The organism is Pediococcus parvulus, from assembly GCF_964063155.1.
GTDB classification, from domain to species: domain Bacteria; phylum Bacillota; class Bacilli; order Lactobacillales; family Lactobacillaceae; genus Pediococcus; species Pediococcus parvulus.
Genome location: NZ_OZ061292.1, coordinates 408,470 through 423,737, shown reverse-complemented (window position 1 = coordinate 423,737; position 15,268 = coordinate 408,470). Strand labels below are relative to the sequence as shown.

Below are 15,268 nucleotides of genomic sequence, written 5' to 3'. Positions count from 1 at the left end.
ATGGAGGCGGGATCGCAATCCCGCAGGAATCGTGCTTATTATCTGCCTTTTGACTTGTCGAGCGGTCCTAAAACTCAATGAAAAAGCAATCAAAGATCTGAAACCAAGATTCCTCAAACAATAATTTTGTCTGAACCCTTACAAATCCACGCCACCATCAATTCGCATAACTTGTCCTGTCATAAAGTCATTTTCCATACAGTACAAATAAGCCGATGCTACTTCCGCAATAGTCCCTACTCGTTTTAGCGGCACATTTTCGGCAAACTGCGATTCTTGCGTTTCAAGAGCACTTGCTGATAGTTCTCGCCACAATCCTGTTGGCGTCCAAGTTGGTGAAACTGCATTGACTCGGTAATTTGGTGCTAATTCAACTGCCAAGCCCGCGACCATCGTATTGATCGCTTGATTTCCAATAATCGCACCAGACGCATCACTTGGGTGACCACCTGAACCCGATGTAAAAATTAAGGAACCCTTTTTGTTAAGATGCTTACTGGCAATTTGAGCTACCTGCAAATTCACAAAAAACTTATCCTCAATCGTTTTACGAATTAAGTCTAAAGAACTATCCAAAAAGCCACCGCCCATTGCACCCCCGAGTGTGGAAATCACATGATCAAACGGTTCATTTTCTTCAAAAAAAGAATTTAACGATTTTGCATCTTGCGCATCAAAAGCTTTGCCAGAAATATTTGGATATTTTTCTGTATTTTCAATCAAAAATTCATCTAATCGTTCTTGATTGTGGCCAACAACACTCACTTGAGCACCTTTCTTAGAAGCCAGTTTAGCGACTTTACCACCAAATCCTGAAGTCCCACCAATTATTAATACGCGTTTCTTATTTAAAGTCATTATTTTCCCCCTATCAGTTAATGGCTTAAGTATAAAGAAAGAAAAATTAATTTACGAACATTTGCATTGATCAACTAAAATAAAATTAAAATATTTTGTACCACTGTAGTGCAACACTGATATTAGGATTGGCTGTATAAAACAGGGTATCCACACCACCAAGTTTCATTCCTTGTTTTTGATAAAACTGGCACGCATTTAGATTATCATCTTGCGCTTCCAATTGAAGACCCACATGCTTATTACCCCGCGCCCATTTTTCAGCAGCATCAAATAATTGTTGCCCAATTCCTGCATGACGATGGCCTGCCTGAATGGCAATATTTTCAATGTAGCAAAACTTATTCCAGTTCCTAAACATTCGAATTTGACCCACATTTTTGCCGTCCAAATAGGCAAAGTACAACTGCTTTTGTGGATCGGCTAAATACGAAGCATCTGGTTTTTCAGCGGGAAATTTAGTTGCTTTGGCCGTTTCAAAGGGGATTTCTTTAATTGTCCACCGCCCATCTTTCAAGCTTGGAACAACCCGTCCTGTTAGCTCAAATTGCGTGTTTGAAGCATCCCAATCTGCCATGTTTTCTTTGTTTAATGCGACTATTTTTAACATTCTATATAAATCCTTTCCTTATCAAGTGAATGTGAAAAGTATACCACTTTGAAGGATCTCGCTTTTTGGCTTACTATGAAATTAGGACATTTTAAGAAAGAAGGTCTTCAATTGACGCCAAAGCAGCTCAATGACGCGCGTTACAAACTGTCGCCATTTAAGAAATTATCACCAGAACAACTTAATTTAAAAAATAAAATCATGACTTTTATTAATGCGCACCTTGGTCAATCTAAACATGCCGTTTTTACCATTTATGGCGAAGCGGGAACTGGTAAAAGCGTTGTTTTAAGTCAGATCTTTAACGATCTTCAAACCGCAGCACGTAGCAAGGTAGACGATCCTTTAAACGGTACAAAAAACGTTTTTCTGGTGAACCATCCCGAGATTTTGAAAGTTTATCAAGAAATTGCTGGCGAGCAACCACACCTGTTTAAAAAGGACTTTGATCGCCCCACCTCTTTTATCAATCGTCGCAACAAGGATCATCTAACTTACGACATTGCCATCATTGATGAAGCCCATCTTTTATTGTCGCGACCGGATCGTTACAACAATTTTGATCAACAAAATCAATTAGTCGAAATTATCAAGCACAGCAAAATTGTAGTTTTAGTATTCGATGAAAACCAAGTTTTAAAAACCAAAAGCTACTGGGATCGCGCACGTTTATCCCAAATCGTTCAGCCCTATTCGCATGAGGAATACGTCCTGCACGATCAGTTTCGAATGCAGGTCGATCCCAAGCTAGTCACTTGGATCGATGAATTCACACATGGCCACCTCACCCCAGTTCCACAGCACAGGGACGATCACTTCGATTTTCGGATTTTTGACGATGCCGAAGCAATGCACCAGTTAATAATCAAACAAAATCAAAAAGTCGGTTTATCCAGAATCGTTTCAACGACTGGCTATCCTTCCAAATTAGACGGGGGCAAACATTATATTGTAGAAGGTAACTTTAAGTTGCCATGGGATCAGTATAATTATTCACGGCAGTCCTGGGCCGAAAAACCAGAAACCATTAATGAAGTTGGGTCAATCTATACTGTTCAAGGATTTGACCTGAATTATGTTGGCGTTATTTTGGGACCGCCGATCGAATATGATCCGGAAACTGATGGCGTCACGATTAATTTAGCCAAAGTCACGGATAGTGAAATCTTTAAAAAACGGGCTGATTTAACGGATCCTAAAAAGCTCACTAAAATCAAAAAACAACTTATTATGAACACCCTTAATGTGCTCTTAAAACGTGGTGTTCGAGGTTTGTATATTTATGCGAGTCAATCTGCTTTGCGAAAACGACTTTCACAACTTTAACTCAAAAAACTAATTAACAGAAGTTTCTGCTAATTAGTTTTTTAGCCTATGCACTTGTAATATGAATTGTCTTGCTAAAGCCTTGATTCAAGAATTCCCACAAAGGTGTGGTAATCCCCAATTTTTCTAAATCACTGGGTGACAACTCATAGCGAATGGCGTCCTCATCACCTGCGATCACTTTTTGAACCCAGTTTGGTTCACGAATAAGTTCTTGGCCCATTGCCGCAAACTCAAACCCATCGGCAATCACCTTTTCGGCTTCGGCTGGTTTTGTAATCTGACCAACCACAATCATTGGCACTTTATGATCGACTACTTTTTGAATCTTTTCAATCAGTGGCTGACTGTCAGTTTTGTCATTTGCAGAAGTTTGCCAAACCTGATTCAACGAAACGTGAAGATAATCAATTCCACTTTCAATTAAGGAAGGAATCAACGCCAATGTATCCGCAATTCGGATCCCTGGATTCTCAATTTCTTCCGGTGAAATTCGATATCCCACAATAAATGTGGCTGGCGCATATTTGTTAACGACGCGCCGAACCTCTTCAACAACACCTACTGGGAAGTTCATTCGTTGATCCAACGTACCACCCCATTGATCGCGACGACGATTAGAATGAGGAGAGAAAAACTGTTGAATAAGATAAGTATTGGCACCATGAATCTCAACGCCATCAAAACCCGCATTAATTGCGCGTTTTGTTGCGCTACCGAAATCTTTGATCACTTCTTCGACTTCTTCTTCGCTCAGTTCGCGTGGCGTCTCAGAATCCGGCCGTAATGCTTTGACAGCACTAGCACTAACCGGTTGCTCACCACGTAAAATTGCGCTGTTAGTCATCCGGCCAGCATCAAAAATCTGGAGGATTGCCTTAGCACCGCGGCTCTTTATTGCTGAAGCTAAACGTGCTAATTGGGCAACATCTTGATCTTTGTTAACTGCTAGTTCACCTTCGAAACCCTTACCAAGTTCCGAAACGTTCGCACAGCTCGTAATCTCAATACCAACTCCGCCGGCTCGTTTCCGATAGTATTCAATCTCATCATTAGAAACCACGCCATCCTCGAAAGCGCTCCGTTCTGTCATTGGTGGCATGACAATGCGGTTCCGCACGGTTGTGCCATTTGCAAAAGTAAACGGATCTAAAAATTTATAATCTGACATAGAGTCATCCCTTTTTTATAATTTAATCACTTTTATTATAGCCTCAAACGCATCATAACTTGTATGATTTGGCTTGCAAATCTGTTTATTGCCACATATTCACAGCTTCAAAGTAGAATCAAAAATCACAAATTCTCAATAGAAAATCTTTTCTGAAAAATTACTTGGTATTTTCAAAATTTATCCGATATAATGAGAAAGTAAACAAAACTGAAGCACATATATTTTTGTGCTCAATGTTCGACTTCCAACAGAAGATATTCAGCGGTTTTAACAAATTAACCTCCAATTCTAGTGAAAGTGCAACATACCTTATTAAGGTATATGGTGCTTCAGTTAGAATTCTGGAGGTTTTTTTATGCAAGAAACATCATCAATTAGTACGAAAACGAAATTATCCATTGTGGGGACCGCTGGCTTGGCCTTCTGTGGAGTTCTGGTCGAAACAGCCATGAACGTCACCTTTCCGACTTTAATGGCTCAGTTTCATGAAAGCTTAAATAACGTCCAATGGGTCACGACCGCCTACTTGTTAGTCGTAGCAGCAACGATGACCGTCACTGCGTTTGTTCAACGTCGGTTTAAGTTTAAAACGATTTTGAGTGCGGCCGGTATTTTATTTATTTTGGGAATTCTATTTTCTGGTTCTGCCAGTTCACTGACATTTCTATTAATTGGTAGAATTATTCAAGGAATCAGTACTGGCTTGACCATGCCGCTCATGTTTGCCATCATTATGCAACAGATTCCTCTCAGCAAGCAAGGCCAATATGTCGGAACAGCCGGTATGGTTGTCGCCTTTGCACCATCCCTAGGTCCAACATATGGAAGTTTTATTACTCAAATGTATAACTGGCCACTAATTTTCTGGATAACCTTGCCGATCGGTGTCGTCAGCTGTGTACTGGCTATTTCGACCATTCAACAAGGCCAGTCACCAGTCAAAAGTAGTTTTCCGTTTGCTCAATTTATTTTGATCTTTTTGGGCCTGACAGGTCTTACTTTGGCCATCAATCACGCTGGTAGTGGTAGTTTAACAACCCCACTTGTATATGGAAATTTCATTTTTGGCTTTTTGTGTTTTGCCATTTTCGTCATTCTGTCACTTCGAAGTAGTCAGCCTTTAATTAATATTCATATTTTCAAAAACTCGCTTTTTACCCGAGCTGTACTAATTTACTTTTTGATCCAATTTGTGCAAATTGGTTTGACTTTTGTACTGCCAACCTTCGCCCAACTCTCCCTGAAGAAAGGTGTGATGCTGTCGGGTATGATGTTACTGGCTGGTAGTTTATTTTCTGCAGTTGTCGCTCCCCTAACTGGTCAATTACTCGATCGCTACTCACCAAAAATACCATTTTCAATTGGGGCAATATTCATTTTGTTGGGGATTGGACTCCTGCTTATCTTTACAAACTACCTGTCAACTACCACAATCGTTATTTTCTATACAGTTTACATGTTAGGATTCAGCTTTTTATTCAACAATTCGTTAACCTTTGGCCTGCAACAATTAAAGCCCACCCAAATTGGTGATGGTAACGCAATTTTTAATACTTTACAACAATATTCGGGATCACTAGGGACTGCGATTGCTTCAACAATTTTAGCAATGACCGCTCAGAAATATCCTAACCTGTCAGAAGTTAAACAAACCGTGGTTGGTAGCCACTCTGTTATCCTATTCTTTGCCGCGTTGTGTGTGCTCGCAACCATATTAATTACCTCTTTACCCAAGAAAATTACTAAAAACTAATTTTATAACTCAAAAAAATCTCTCCTGATTATAAACCAGAAGAGATTTTTTGTATTCTCTATTGCCGCCACTTTTTAAGAATTTCAAGTTCAGTTTCACTAACTTTGTTTTCAGTTTTGGCTACTCTGATTAATGTACTGTAATTAGTGACTGTGTGTAATGGTAACGCGGCTTCCCTAAAGTTCACCTCAGCTGCTGATAATTGATAGCTAAAGATGCCAGCTACTCCAATTGCAGTCGCATCCGCTTTCTGGACCGCCTGAACAGCTCCTAAAACACTTTGGCCAGTTGAAATAAGATCATCAATGACAACCACTTTTTGACCAGGTTTCAGTACGCCTTCGGTTTGTTTGCCCTGACCATGATCCTTAGGTTTAGACCGCACATAAATCAGAGGAAGATTCAGTTTTTCGGCCACCCATGCTGCATGCGGAATCCCTGCCGTAGCGGTACCGGCAATTACTTCTACATCTGGATAATTGGCTTTGATTAATTCTACTAAACCTTTACAAATCAACTGGCGAACTTTAGGATAGGAAATCGTCAATCGATTATCGCAGTATATTGGACTTTTTAATCCGCTTGCCCAGGTGAATGGATCGTTTGGGCGTAATGCCACCGCGCCAATTTCTAATAAAGAATGTGCAACTTGTTCAGCAATTGTCATCTTATTTTTCCTCCTTAAACTCTTCAGCAATCTGTTTGTATGCAAATTTAGGATCCGCACTTTGAGTAATTGGCCGACCAATCACAATGCCGTTACTGCCTAATTTGGCAGCTTGATTAGGTGTTACCACTCGTTTTTGATCTCCATTTTGAGCAGAATTGGGTCGAATTCCGGGGGTGATGCACAAGAAATCCGGACTAACTACCTCACGAATCACCGGTACTTCCAGTGCGGAACAAATGACGCCATCCAAACCAGTACTTTCTGCTAGTTTGGCATAATTTCGCACGGATTCTTGCAAAGAAATCGCTATGTGCTGTTGGTTATGTAAAATCTGATCATCAATCGAGGTTAACTGAGTAATTGCGAGGAGTTTGGCCGGTGCTTTACCAATTTCTTGAGCTCCTTGCATTAAACCTCTTTTACTGGCCGCCAACATTTCTGACCCACCAGCGGCATGAATAGTAGTCATTTCAACCCCCAGGGCGCCAATCACACGTGCTGCTCGTTCCACTGTATTAGGAATATCATGCAACTTTAAATCCAAAAAAACGGTAAATCCCATGGCTTGCACATGTTTAACGATCCTTGGTCCGAAGTGATAAAATACTTCCATTCCGATTTTGACCATCGGCCGCGGATTAACGTCCAACTGTTTTAAAATTGTGTTTACTTGATCTAGATTAGCAACATCTAAAGCCACAATCGGCGAATACTTAATCAAAATGAACCTCCTGCAACTGTTTCAAATTATCAATGCCATAAAAGTCCATCACGGTTGGTAACTGGGCGATGATTTTCGGACAACTTAGCGGATCATGGAAATTCGCAGCGCCAACTTCGACCGCACTCGCTCCGGCCATCATCATCTCCAAAACGTCTTCGGCACTCGAAACACCGCCCACCCCAATGATTGGTAACTGACAGGTTTCATGAACTTTATAAATCATGGCTAACGCGATTGGTTTCAAAGCAGGGCCTGATAACCCTCCTGTACCATTGGCTAAAGCTGGTTTCTGTGTCTTCAAATCAATACTAAGCCCAGTCAAGGTGTTAATCATGGTCAAACCGGCCGCCCCACCAGCTTCAGCAGCTTTTGCGATCGCCGTCACATCTGTAATATTGGGTGTCAGTTTGACATATAGGGGCACCCGGCTAACCGCTACACATTTCCGAGTCAACTTTTCCACCAGTTTAGGATCCGTTCCCATGGCTAATCCGCCATTTTTAACGTTGGGACACGAAATGTTCAACTCAATTGCCTTAATGCTGGGTGATTCGTTTAAACCTTTGACAACCGCAATATACTCGTCTTCACTAAATCCCGCTGCACTGGCGATAATGGGCAATTCGGGAAAATGAGCATCTAGCCAAGGTAGTTTTTCGGCAACAGCTTGTTTAACGCCTACATTTTGTAAACCATTGGCGTTTAACCACCCGGCAGTCGTTTCCGTCGTACGTGGCTTAGGATTGCCGGTACGCGGTTCTATGGTTGTGGACTTCACAACCAGCCCACCAAGAAGATTCAAGTCGAAACGTTGCGCAAATTCTTGACCATACCAACAAGTTCCACTGGCTGGCATCACAGGATTTTTAAGTTCTAAACCAGGTAAACTAACTGCTAATTTATTTTCTGACATTCGATGCAACCTCCGTTTTTAAATGGCTTGAATTAAGTAAGCTTGGCTCTTTAGCATGGTGACAACTGCTGATAAGGTATCTAGTGAGGTCAATACAAGAATCTCATGACTGATTGCTAGCGCTCGAATCTTGGTATCATCATTAACGGACTCCATATTGTCATCCACCGTATTCACGACCAGTTGAATTTTTTGATCTGTTAACAATTGTGCAATTTGCGGTGAATTTTCACTTAACTTCTCGACTCGCTGTTTAACTAACACGCCGCGTTCCGTAAGATACTGAGCAGTTCCTTCTGTCGCGTACAAATTAAAACCGAGCTGAACTAATTGTCGAGCTAATTCAGTTGCTTGGGGCTTTTCAGCATCCCGCACGGTCATCAAGATATTGCCGTGGGCTGGTAAGTGAACCCCACTGGCTTCAAACGCTTTGTACAGTGCCTTTTCAAAGGAACAGTCACTGCCCATCACTTCTCCAGTTGATTTCATTTCCGGTCCTAATAAACTGTCCACGCGGTTTAATTTACTAAAGGAGAAAATCGGTGCTTTGACATGAACCAGTTTGGACGGCGCCTGAATTCCAGTCTCATACCCTAAGTCGGCCAATTTTTGACCCATAATGACTTGCGTTGCTAATTGAGTCATTGGAATTTTAGTCGTCTTACTCAGGAATGGCACAGTCCGGCTGGCGCGTGGATTCACTTCGATAACATAAGCTTGTTCATGATGAATGACAAACTGGACGTTCATCAACCCAAAACAGTTCAAGGAATGAGCTAATTGAATGGTGGCCTGTTCAATTTGTTTAATAACGGTTGTGGATAATGTCTGCGGTGGATAGACGGCCATTGAATCACCAGAGTGAATGCCAGCGCGTTCGATGTGTTCCATAATGCCCGGAATCACAACTGTGTCACCATCACAAATTGCATCAACTTCACACTCCTTACCTACTAAATACCGATCTAATAAAACGGGGTGCTCGTGCGAAACTTCAATTGCTGCATGCATATAATGCTTTAATTCTTCGTTATTATGCACAATTTCCATGGCCCGGCCACCTAACACATAACTTGGTCGTACTAACAACGGATAGCCAATTTTTTCACCAATTGTGAGGGCCTCTTCATTGGTAGTGGCGGTATCGCCATATGGTTGGGGAATTTTAAGTTCTTCAATAATTTGATTAAACTGATCTCGATCTTCAGCACGATTGACGTCTTCGACCGCAGTGCCCAATATTTTGACACCATGATCGGCTAATGGTTTCGCTAGATTGATGGCGGTTTGCCCACCAAACTGAACAATCACTCCGCGTGGCTTTTCCAAATCAGCAACGTTTAAAACATCTTCTAGTGTCAAAGGCTCAAAATAAAGTTTGTCCGAAATTGAGAAGTCCGTTGAAACTGTTTCGGGATTATTATTCATAATGATCGCCCGATAACCAGCAGCTTTTAAAGTTTGAACACAATGCACAGTCGCATAATCAAACTCAATTCCCTGTCCAATCCGAATTGGCCCTGCGCCAATGACCATAACGGTGGGTTGCTCACTTGAATGACTTTCGTTTTCTTCTTCATAGGTACTGTAAAAATAAGGCGTGTGCGATTCAAACTCGGCCGCACACGTATCAACCATTTTGTACACTGGCCAAATTTGATTAGTTCGACGTAAGGCTCTAATTTCATCAGCTGTTTTATGCCAAGCCTTGCCAATGACGACGTCGGTAAAGCCATTCTGTTTGGCAAGTTTTAACACCGCTAAATCACCGGGATGTTGTTGCAACAGAGTTTCAATTTCTAAAATATGGCTCAATTTATCTAAATAAAATTCATCTATCTTAGTTAATTCATGAATTTCGGCAACCGACCACTGCCGCCGTAAAGCTTCCATGACACAAAACAACCGATCATCGCGAGCTCTGACTAACCGTTCTGTGAGTTCCTGTTCTGTTAGCCTTGTTAATTCTGATGAGCCCATCAAATCGGACCCAATTTCCAACGAACGGACCGCTTTTTGAGTAGCCTCTTCAATGTTACGGCCAATTGCCATGACTTCACCAGTAGCCTTCATCTGGGTGCCCAACAGACGATCCGCATGATTGAACTTATCAAATGGCCAGCGTGGAATCTTACAGACCACATAATCTAAAGCGGGTTCAAATGCTGCATAAGTTGTTTGGGTAATTGGATTTTTAATTTCATCAAGCGTTAAACCTACCGAAATTTCAGCCGCCATCTTTGCTATCGGATAACCGGTTGCTTTTGAAGCCAATGCTGACGAACGGCTCACCCGTGGATTGACTTCAATAATGTAATATTGATAACTGTTGGGATCCAAGGCCAATTGAACGTTGCACCCGCCTTCGATTTTCAATGCTGAAATTAGTTTTAAGGAAACATCCCGTAGTATTTGATATTCACGATCCGACAAAGTTTGCACTGGTGCGTACACAATTGAATCACCGGTGTGAATGCCCACTGGATCAAAGTTTTCCATTGAACAAACCACCATCGTGTTGTCATTGTGATCCCGCATCACTTCAAACTCAATTTCCTTAAATCCAGCAATACTCTGTTCAATTAAGACTTGCGTAATTGGCGACAAGTCTAACCCGTTCTCAGCAATGGCGGTGAGCTCATCCATGTTTTCAGCAATCCCACCGCCTGTTCCACCCAATGTATACGCTGGTCGAATGATAACGGGAAACCCAATTTTTGCAGAAAAGTCTTGAGCTTCTTTGACGGTCGTTACCGTTAACGATTTGGGTACCGGCTCGTTTAATTTTTGCATCAGCTCTTTGAACTGTTCCCGGTCTTCGGCTTGATTGATCGACTTCAAACTGGTTCCCAAAAGTTCAATGTTAAAATCAGCTAACACGCCAGCTTCAGCCAGTTGTTTAGCCATGTTCAATCCCGTTTGACCACCCACCGTTGGTAAAATGGCGTCCGGCCGTTCTTTGCGAATAACCCGACTCACAAATTCCAAAGTCAGTGGTTCGATATAAACTTGGTCGGCAATCTCTGGATCCGTCATAATTGTGGCCGGGTTAGAATTGACGAGGACGACTTCGTAACCTTCCGCCTTTAAAGCTAAACAAGCTTGTGAGCCAGAATAATCAAACTCAGCGGCTTGGCTAATGATGATTGGACCAGAACCGATCACTAAAATTTTATGAATATCTTGACGTTTAGGCATGTGTGCTGACCCTCCTTTGACGTTGAAAACTGTCGATATTATCTAAAAACTCATCGAAAAGGTAACTTGCATCGTGGGGACCGGGGGCGGCATCTGGATGAAACTGAACCGAAAAGGCGGGATATTTTTTATGCCGTAAACCTTCAATAGTTTCATCGTTAATTTCTTGATGAGTCACCAACAAATCGGTTTGCTCAACTGAATCGGCGGCGACCGCGTAGCCATGATTTTGCGCCGTAAAGTCAATCCGATTAGTTGCGATTTCTCGAACAGGATGGTTAAACCCGCGATGCCCAAACTTCATCTTGAACGTATCGGCCCCATTAGCTAAGGCAAACAACTGGTGACCTAAGCAAATTCCAAACAAAGGCACCTGTGTTTCAACTGTGCGAATCATTTCCAAGGCATTCGGCACATTTTTCGGATCACCAGGACCATTACTTAGCAAAACCCCATCAGGTTGGTAATTTAGAACTTGTTTAGCGGTGGCAGTGGCTGGCAAGACCGTGACGTTGCATTGACGCTGAGCAAGTTCGCGTAAAATGCTATGTTTCAAACCGAAATCAATCACCACAATTCGTTTGCCAGAATTGGGGTTCGGGTACGCGTTTTGCGTCGTACTTTGTTCAACCAAGGTAGTCAGTGTTGTTTTCAAACCACCGTGAATAAAGTCCTGCGCTTCTTCCACAGTGTTGACAAGTGCCGCTTTCATGGTACCTTGTGCTCTCACAATTTTGGTTAACTCTCTTGTATCGATCCCAGAGATGCCGGGAATTTGATGCTGTTTCAGAAATTTATCCAGGTTCATTTGACTGCGCCAATTACTAACTTTGCGTGCTAACTCATGGACGACCACCCCCGCTGTTCTTGGTGTGACTGATTCATCATCATCAAAATTGATGCCGTAATTTCCGATTAACGGGTATGTAAACATGAGGATCTCACCGTTATAAGACTGATCGGTGATAGATTCTTGATAGCCAGTCATCCCTGTATTAAAAACCAGTTCACCAGTGCAGCTGACTTCGCCACCAAACGCATTTCCTTCGTAAATACCGCCATCTGCTAATACTAAATATCTTTTTTTAGTCATTATTTGGCTTCCTCCGATATGTCACTTTTCCATCCACTACTGTCAAAACTGTGGTTCCGAAAACTTTTTCACCAAGGAAAGGTGAATTATGTCCCTTTGACAAGAAATTTTTAGCCTCAATTATTTTTTCCTGAGTTAAATCAAAGACCGCAATGTCGGCCAAAGACCCAACTTTAAGTTGTCCCGCTTCGTTTAAGTGAAACAGCCGTTTTGGTGCCCCGCTCATCCAATCGATTAATTTATCCAGCGGCCAAAGACCAGTTTTGACAAATTTCGTATATAACAACGTAAAGGCCGTTTCTGATCCGACAATTCCGTTGGGTGATGCCAAAATTCCTTGTTTTTTCTCGGCATCTGTATGTGGGGCGTGATCCGTAGCAATCATATCAATCGTGCCATCCATCAATCCGGCCACACAAGCTAAGCGATCTTCTGGACTTCGCAGCGGCGGATTCATTTTAAACTGCGATTTTTCATCACCAACAATCATGGAATCGTCTAACAAAAGGTGATGTGGGGTCACTTCACAGGTAACGTTCACACCTTGCGCTTTAGCAAGCCGAATCAAATTGATACTTTCCTTAGTGGACACATGACAAACATGATAATGCACACCTGTATTAGCCGCTAAAACCAAATTACGGGCGATTTGCACAGCTTCGCTAACATTATTCACTCCGGGTACGCCCAACCTTTCAGCAGTCATCCCCGCGTTTAGGACACCGCCATTTGTCAAAGCCATATCCTGCGCATGATCACATAATGGCAAATGTAGTTTGGCAAGTTCTCGCATCGCTTCCAGCATTATGTGGGCATTTTCGATTCCAGAGCCATCGTCGCTAAATGCGAATGCCCCGGCCTTTGCCAGTTGACCAAAATTGACTACAAACTGGCCTGCACGATTTTTGGTAACGGGCGCATACTGTTTAATTTTGATTGGGGTTTGCCTGTTAAGTTCTAATTGCCGTTTGAAACGTTCTTCAGTATCTGGAGTTGGATTCAGATTTGCCATCGCTCCAATTGTCGTGAAGCCCCCATGTAAAGCCGCCATCCCCCCCGTTTTAACGGTCTCTTTATTGGTAAAACCGGGTTCGCGTAAGTGCACATGAAGGTCAATCAAACCAGGAGAAATAAAATCTTGATGTAACTCAATCACTTCATCTGCTTCGGCTGTCGAGCCGTTAAGTTCTTGGATACGGTTATTTGCAATCAAAACTGTCAGTGTTTGTAACTTATGATCGATCAACCCAATTCCATTTTTTAATAACAGTGTCATCCCAACTCAACTCCTACAAAAGTTTTTGGTAGCGCAAGATACTACTTAAAATGGCCATTCGAACAAACACCCCATTTTTCATTTGGGTAAAAATTTTTGAATGGGGACTTTCAACTAAGTCATCATCAATTTCAACACCCCGATTAACTGGGGCCGGATGTAAAATAATGGCATCAGATTTCATTTTCTGAATGCGGCTTGCGGTAATGCCAAACTTGTCGCGATAGGTGTGCTCGTCAAAATCACTATTTGCGCTTCCTGAAAGCCGTTCATGTTGCACTCTCAAGATGTTAATCACATCCATGTGAGGTAAAAGTTCTTCAAAGTCACCAAACTTTCCATATCTTTCTAGCTTCGCATCAAACCACTTTTCAGGACCGGAAAAGTAAACCTCGGCGCCTAATCGGGAAAGCATTTCTGCATTGGATCTTGCTACTCGAGAATGGAAAATGTCCCCATTGATCAACACTTTTAAACCTTTAACGTGCCCAAATTGCTCCTGAATGGTCATCATATCCAACAAACACTGGGAAGGGTGTTGCCCGGAACCATCGCCGGCATTGGCAATTCCAATTTTCAAGTTAGGATTCTCAACTAAATCTTGATAATACTCATTTTTGGGATGGCGAATCACCGCAATGTTGACGCCAATTTCTTCAATTGTTCGCAAGGTGTCATATAAACTTTCACCCTTATTTACAGAACTCGTTGCGGCGTTGAAGTCCAAGACCTGCATCCCTAGTTTTTTCTCCGCCATTTGAAAACTGGTTTTGGTTCTGGTGGAATCTTCAAAAAATAAATTCATCGCATACGCTGGCTTTAGTAACTGTACCTGTTTACCAGCTTTAAAATCTTGAGCTTCATGAATTAAATCTACGGCCTCATCTGCGGTTAACTGATCGATTGAAACTAAATTTGCTTGTATTTGTTCTGCCATGGTGTTTCTCCCTTTCATTTCACAAAAAAAGCACTTAGTTAATCGTTTTCTGATTAACTAGGTGCGCTAGCTTGTTGCGTGTAGACCCCTTGCGAAAAGTTTTTGCAAAGACTTTACTGCACCGTTTTGTTCTCTCAGGAAACATTTAAATGGTTCAGTGACATTATTTAATTTTAAAAAAGATCCCTTAGCCGTTCAGCCAAGGGATCTTCCTGTTACTTTCATCGGAATCCTTCTTGGTCTCTCGGACTAAGTTAAAGGTCTTTTGTGTTGTGATTACAATAGTCTTAAACTTGGCGGATGTCAACCTGGATTCTGCAAATGTCAGATTGAAACTTTACTTGGCAATGGTTTTATATTTTGTTTCGTTGCGACGTTGGCACAAGAGTGTGGGGCGCTACAGAGATAAATCGCCAAGTCACATCGATACACTCTTTGCGTCAACCTCTCCACTAGCATAAGTCGGATATTTCTAAAAACATCAAGTAGGCCCTAAACCAAAATGAATGTAACTTGTCCCAGAATTACTGACTAAATGTCGTACCAAAGATATCTGCTTCACATAACTAGGTTGGTTACTATCTCTAAAGACCCTTTACACATAATTGTTCAAATTAAACCGTACTTCATCTAACATTACGCTTTGCTTTTGTTATACTTATTTGTGGAGCAATTAATTGATATCCATGAAATTCACTAGTCCATTTAAATTATGGATAAATTGTTATACTCTCTG

The 15,268-nt window shown here is 41.8% G+C and carries 12 protein-coding genes; 2 read left to right on the top strand and 10 right to left on the bottom strand.

Translation table 11 applies throughout. The features are described from left to right. Positions 1-138: 138 nt before the first annotated feature. Positions 139-858, bottom strand: a complete 720-nt coding sequence (locus AB3217_RS02040) for an SDR family oxidoreductase (protein WP_367365612.1) — start codon at positions 856-858, stop codon at positions 139-141. A gap of 85 nt (positions 859-943) precedes the next feature. Then, positions 944-1,468 carry a GNAT family N-acetyltransferase gene (locus AB3217_RS02035; protein WP_367365611.1) on the bottom strand — a complete coding sequence of 175 codons (525 nt, stop codon included), beginning with the start codon at positions 1,466-1,468 and terminating at the stop codon, positions 944-946. 75 nt (positions 1,469-1,543) lie between these two features. Here AB3217_RS02035 and AB3217_RS02030 point away from each other — a divergent pair, with 75 nt between their 5' ends. Further along, the gene (locus AB3217_RS02030) at positions 1,544-2,794 is read left to right on the top strand and encodes a DUF2075 domain-containing protein (RefSeq protein WP_367365610.1); all 1,251 of its coding nucleotides are present in this window, start codon (positions 1,544-1,546) and stop codon (positions 2,792-2,794) included. Positions 2,795-2,840: 46 nt separating this feature from the next. Here AB3217_RS02030 and AB3217_RS02025 read toward each other — a convergent pair whose 3' ends face one another. Further along, on the bottom strand, positions 2,841-3,965 hold the full coding sequence (locus AB3217_RS02025; protein ID WP_367365609.1) for an NADH-dependent flavin oxidoreductase: 1,125 nt from the start codon (positions 3,963-3,965) through the stop codon (positions 2,841-2,843). Positions 3,966-4,323: 358 nt separating this feature from the next. On the opposite strand from AB3217_RS02025, the gene AB3217_RS02020 reads away from it, so the two are divergent. Continuing rightward, positions 4,324-5,721: a DHA2 family efflux MFS transporter permease subunit gene (locus AB3217_RS02020; RefSeq protein ID WP_367365608.1), complete on the top strand. Its 1,398-nt coding sequence runs from the start codon at positions 4,324-4,326 to the stop codon at positions 5,719-5,721. 58 nt (positions 5,722-5,779) lie between these two features. Here AB3217_RS02020 and pyrE read toward each other — a convergent pair whose 3' ends face one another. From pyrE to AB3217_RS01985, 7 genes are read right to left on the bottom strand one after another with little or no spacing between them, the layout of a single operon-like run. Continuing rightward, complete coding sequence (pyrE, locus tag AB3217_RS02015) at positions 5,780-6,388, bottom strand: orotate phosphoribosyltransferase (protein ID WP_057783323.1); 609 nt, start codon at positions 6,386-6,388, stop codon at positions 5,780-5,782. A gap of 1 nt (position 6,389) precedes the next feature. Continuing rightward, positions 6,390-7,112 carry an orotidine-5'-phosphate decarboxylase gene (gene pyrF, locus AB3217_RS02010; protein WP_068806405.1) on the bottom strand — a complete coding sequence of 241 codons (723 nt, stop codon included), beginning with the start codon at positions 7,110-7,112 and terminating at the stop codon, positions 6,390-6,392. Beyond that, positions 7,105-8,028, bottom strand: coding sequence for a dihydroorotate dehydrogenase (locus AB3217_RS02005; protein WP_367365607.1), 924 nt, complete (start codon positions 8,026-8,028; stop codon positions 7,105-7,107). The genes pyrF and AB3217_RS02005 overlap by 8 nt, the downstream gene beginning before the upstream one ends. Positions 8,029-8,046: 18 nt before the next feature. Continuing rightward, the gene (gene carB / locus AB3217_RS02000) at positions 8,047-11,226 is read right to left on the bottom strand and encodes a carbamoyl-phosphate synthase large subunit (RefSeq protein WP_068806411.1); all 3,180 of its coding nucleotides are present in this window, start codon (positions 11,224-11,226) and stop codon (positions 8,047-8,049) included. Further along, on the bottom strand, positions 11,219-12,319 hold the full coding sequence (locus AB3217_RS01995) for a carbamoyl phosphate synthase small subunit (RefSeq protein WP_367365606.1): 1,101 nt from the start codon (positions 12,317-12,319) through the stop codon (positions 11,219-11,221). Before AB3217_RS01995 ends, carB begins: the two co-directional genes overlap by 8 nt. Then, on the bottom strand, positions 12,312-13,595 hold the full coding sequence (locus AB3217_RS01990; RefSeq protein WP_367365605.1) for a dihydroorotase: 1,284 nt from the start codon (positions 13,593-13,595) through the stop codon (positions 12,312-12,314). The genes AB3217_RS01995 and AB3217_RS01990 overlap by 8 nt, the downstream gene beginning before the upstream one ends. Before the next feature lie 13 nt (positions 13,596-13,608). Next, positions 13,609-14,532 carry an aspartate carbamoyltransferase catalytic subunit gene (locus tag AB3217_RS01985; RefSeq protein WP_068806418.1) on the bottom strand — a complete coding sequence of 308 codons (924 nt, stop codon included), beginning with the start codon at positions 14,530-14,532 and terminating at the stop codon, positions 13,609-13,611. Positions 14,533-15,268: the final 736 nt, after the last annotated feature.

Excerpts from the sequence above, each read along its gene's own strand:
- AB3217_RS02040 (WP_367365612.1), bottom strand. The coding sequence starts at position 858 with ATGACTTTAAATAAGAAACGCGTATTAATAATTGGTGGGACTTCAGGA.
- AB3217_RS02035 (WP_367365611.1), bottom strand. The coding sequence starts at position 1,468 with ATGTTAAAAATAGTCGCATTAAACAAAGAAAACATGGCAGATTGGGAT.
- AB3217_RS02030 (WP_367365610.1), top strand. The coding sequence starts at position 1,544 with ATGAAATTAGGACATTTTAAGAAAGAAGGTCTTCAATTGACGCCAAAG.
- AB3217_RS02025 (WP_367365609.1), bottom strand. The coding sequence starts at position 3,965 with ATGTCAGATTATAAATTTTTAGATCCGTTTACTTTTGCAAATGGCACA.
- AB3217_RS02020 (WP_367365608.1), top strand. The coding sequence starts at position 4,324 with ATGCAAGAAACATCATCAATTAGTACGAAAACGAAATTATCCATTGTG.
- pyrE (WP_057783323.1), bottom strand. The coding sequence starts at position 6,388 with ATGACAATTGCTGAACAAGTTGCACATTCTTTATTAGAAATTGGCGCG.
- AB3217_RS02005 (WP_367365607.1), bottom strand. The coding sequence starts at position 8,028 with ATGTCAGAAAATAAATTAGCAGTTAGTTTACCTGGTTTAGAACTTAAA.
- carB (WP_068806411.1), bottom strand. The coding sequence starts at position 11,226 with ATGCCTAAACGTCAAGATATTCATAAAATTTTAGTGATCGGTTCTGGT.
- AB3217_RS01995 (WP_367365606.1), bottom strand. The coding sequence starts at position 12,319 with ATGACTAAAAAAAGATATTTAGTATTAGCAGATGGCGGTATTTACGAA.
- AB3217_RS01990 (WP_367365605.1), bottom strand. The coding sequence starts at position 13,595 with ATGACACTGTTATTAAAAAATGGAATTGGGTTGATCGATCATAAGTTA.
- AB3217_RS01985 (WP_068806418.1), bottom strand. The coding sequence starts at position 14,532 with ATGGCAGAACAAATACAAGCAAATTTAGTTTCAATCGATCAGTTAACC.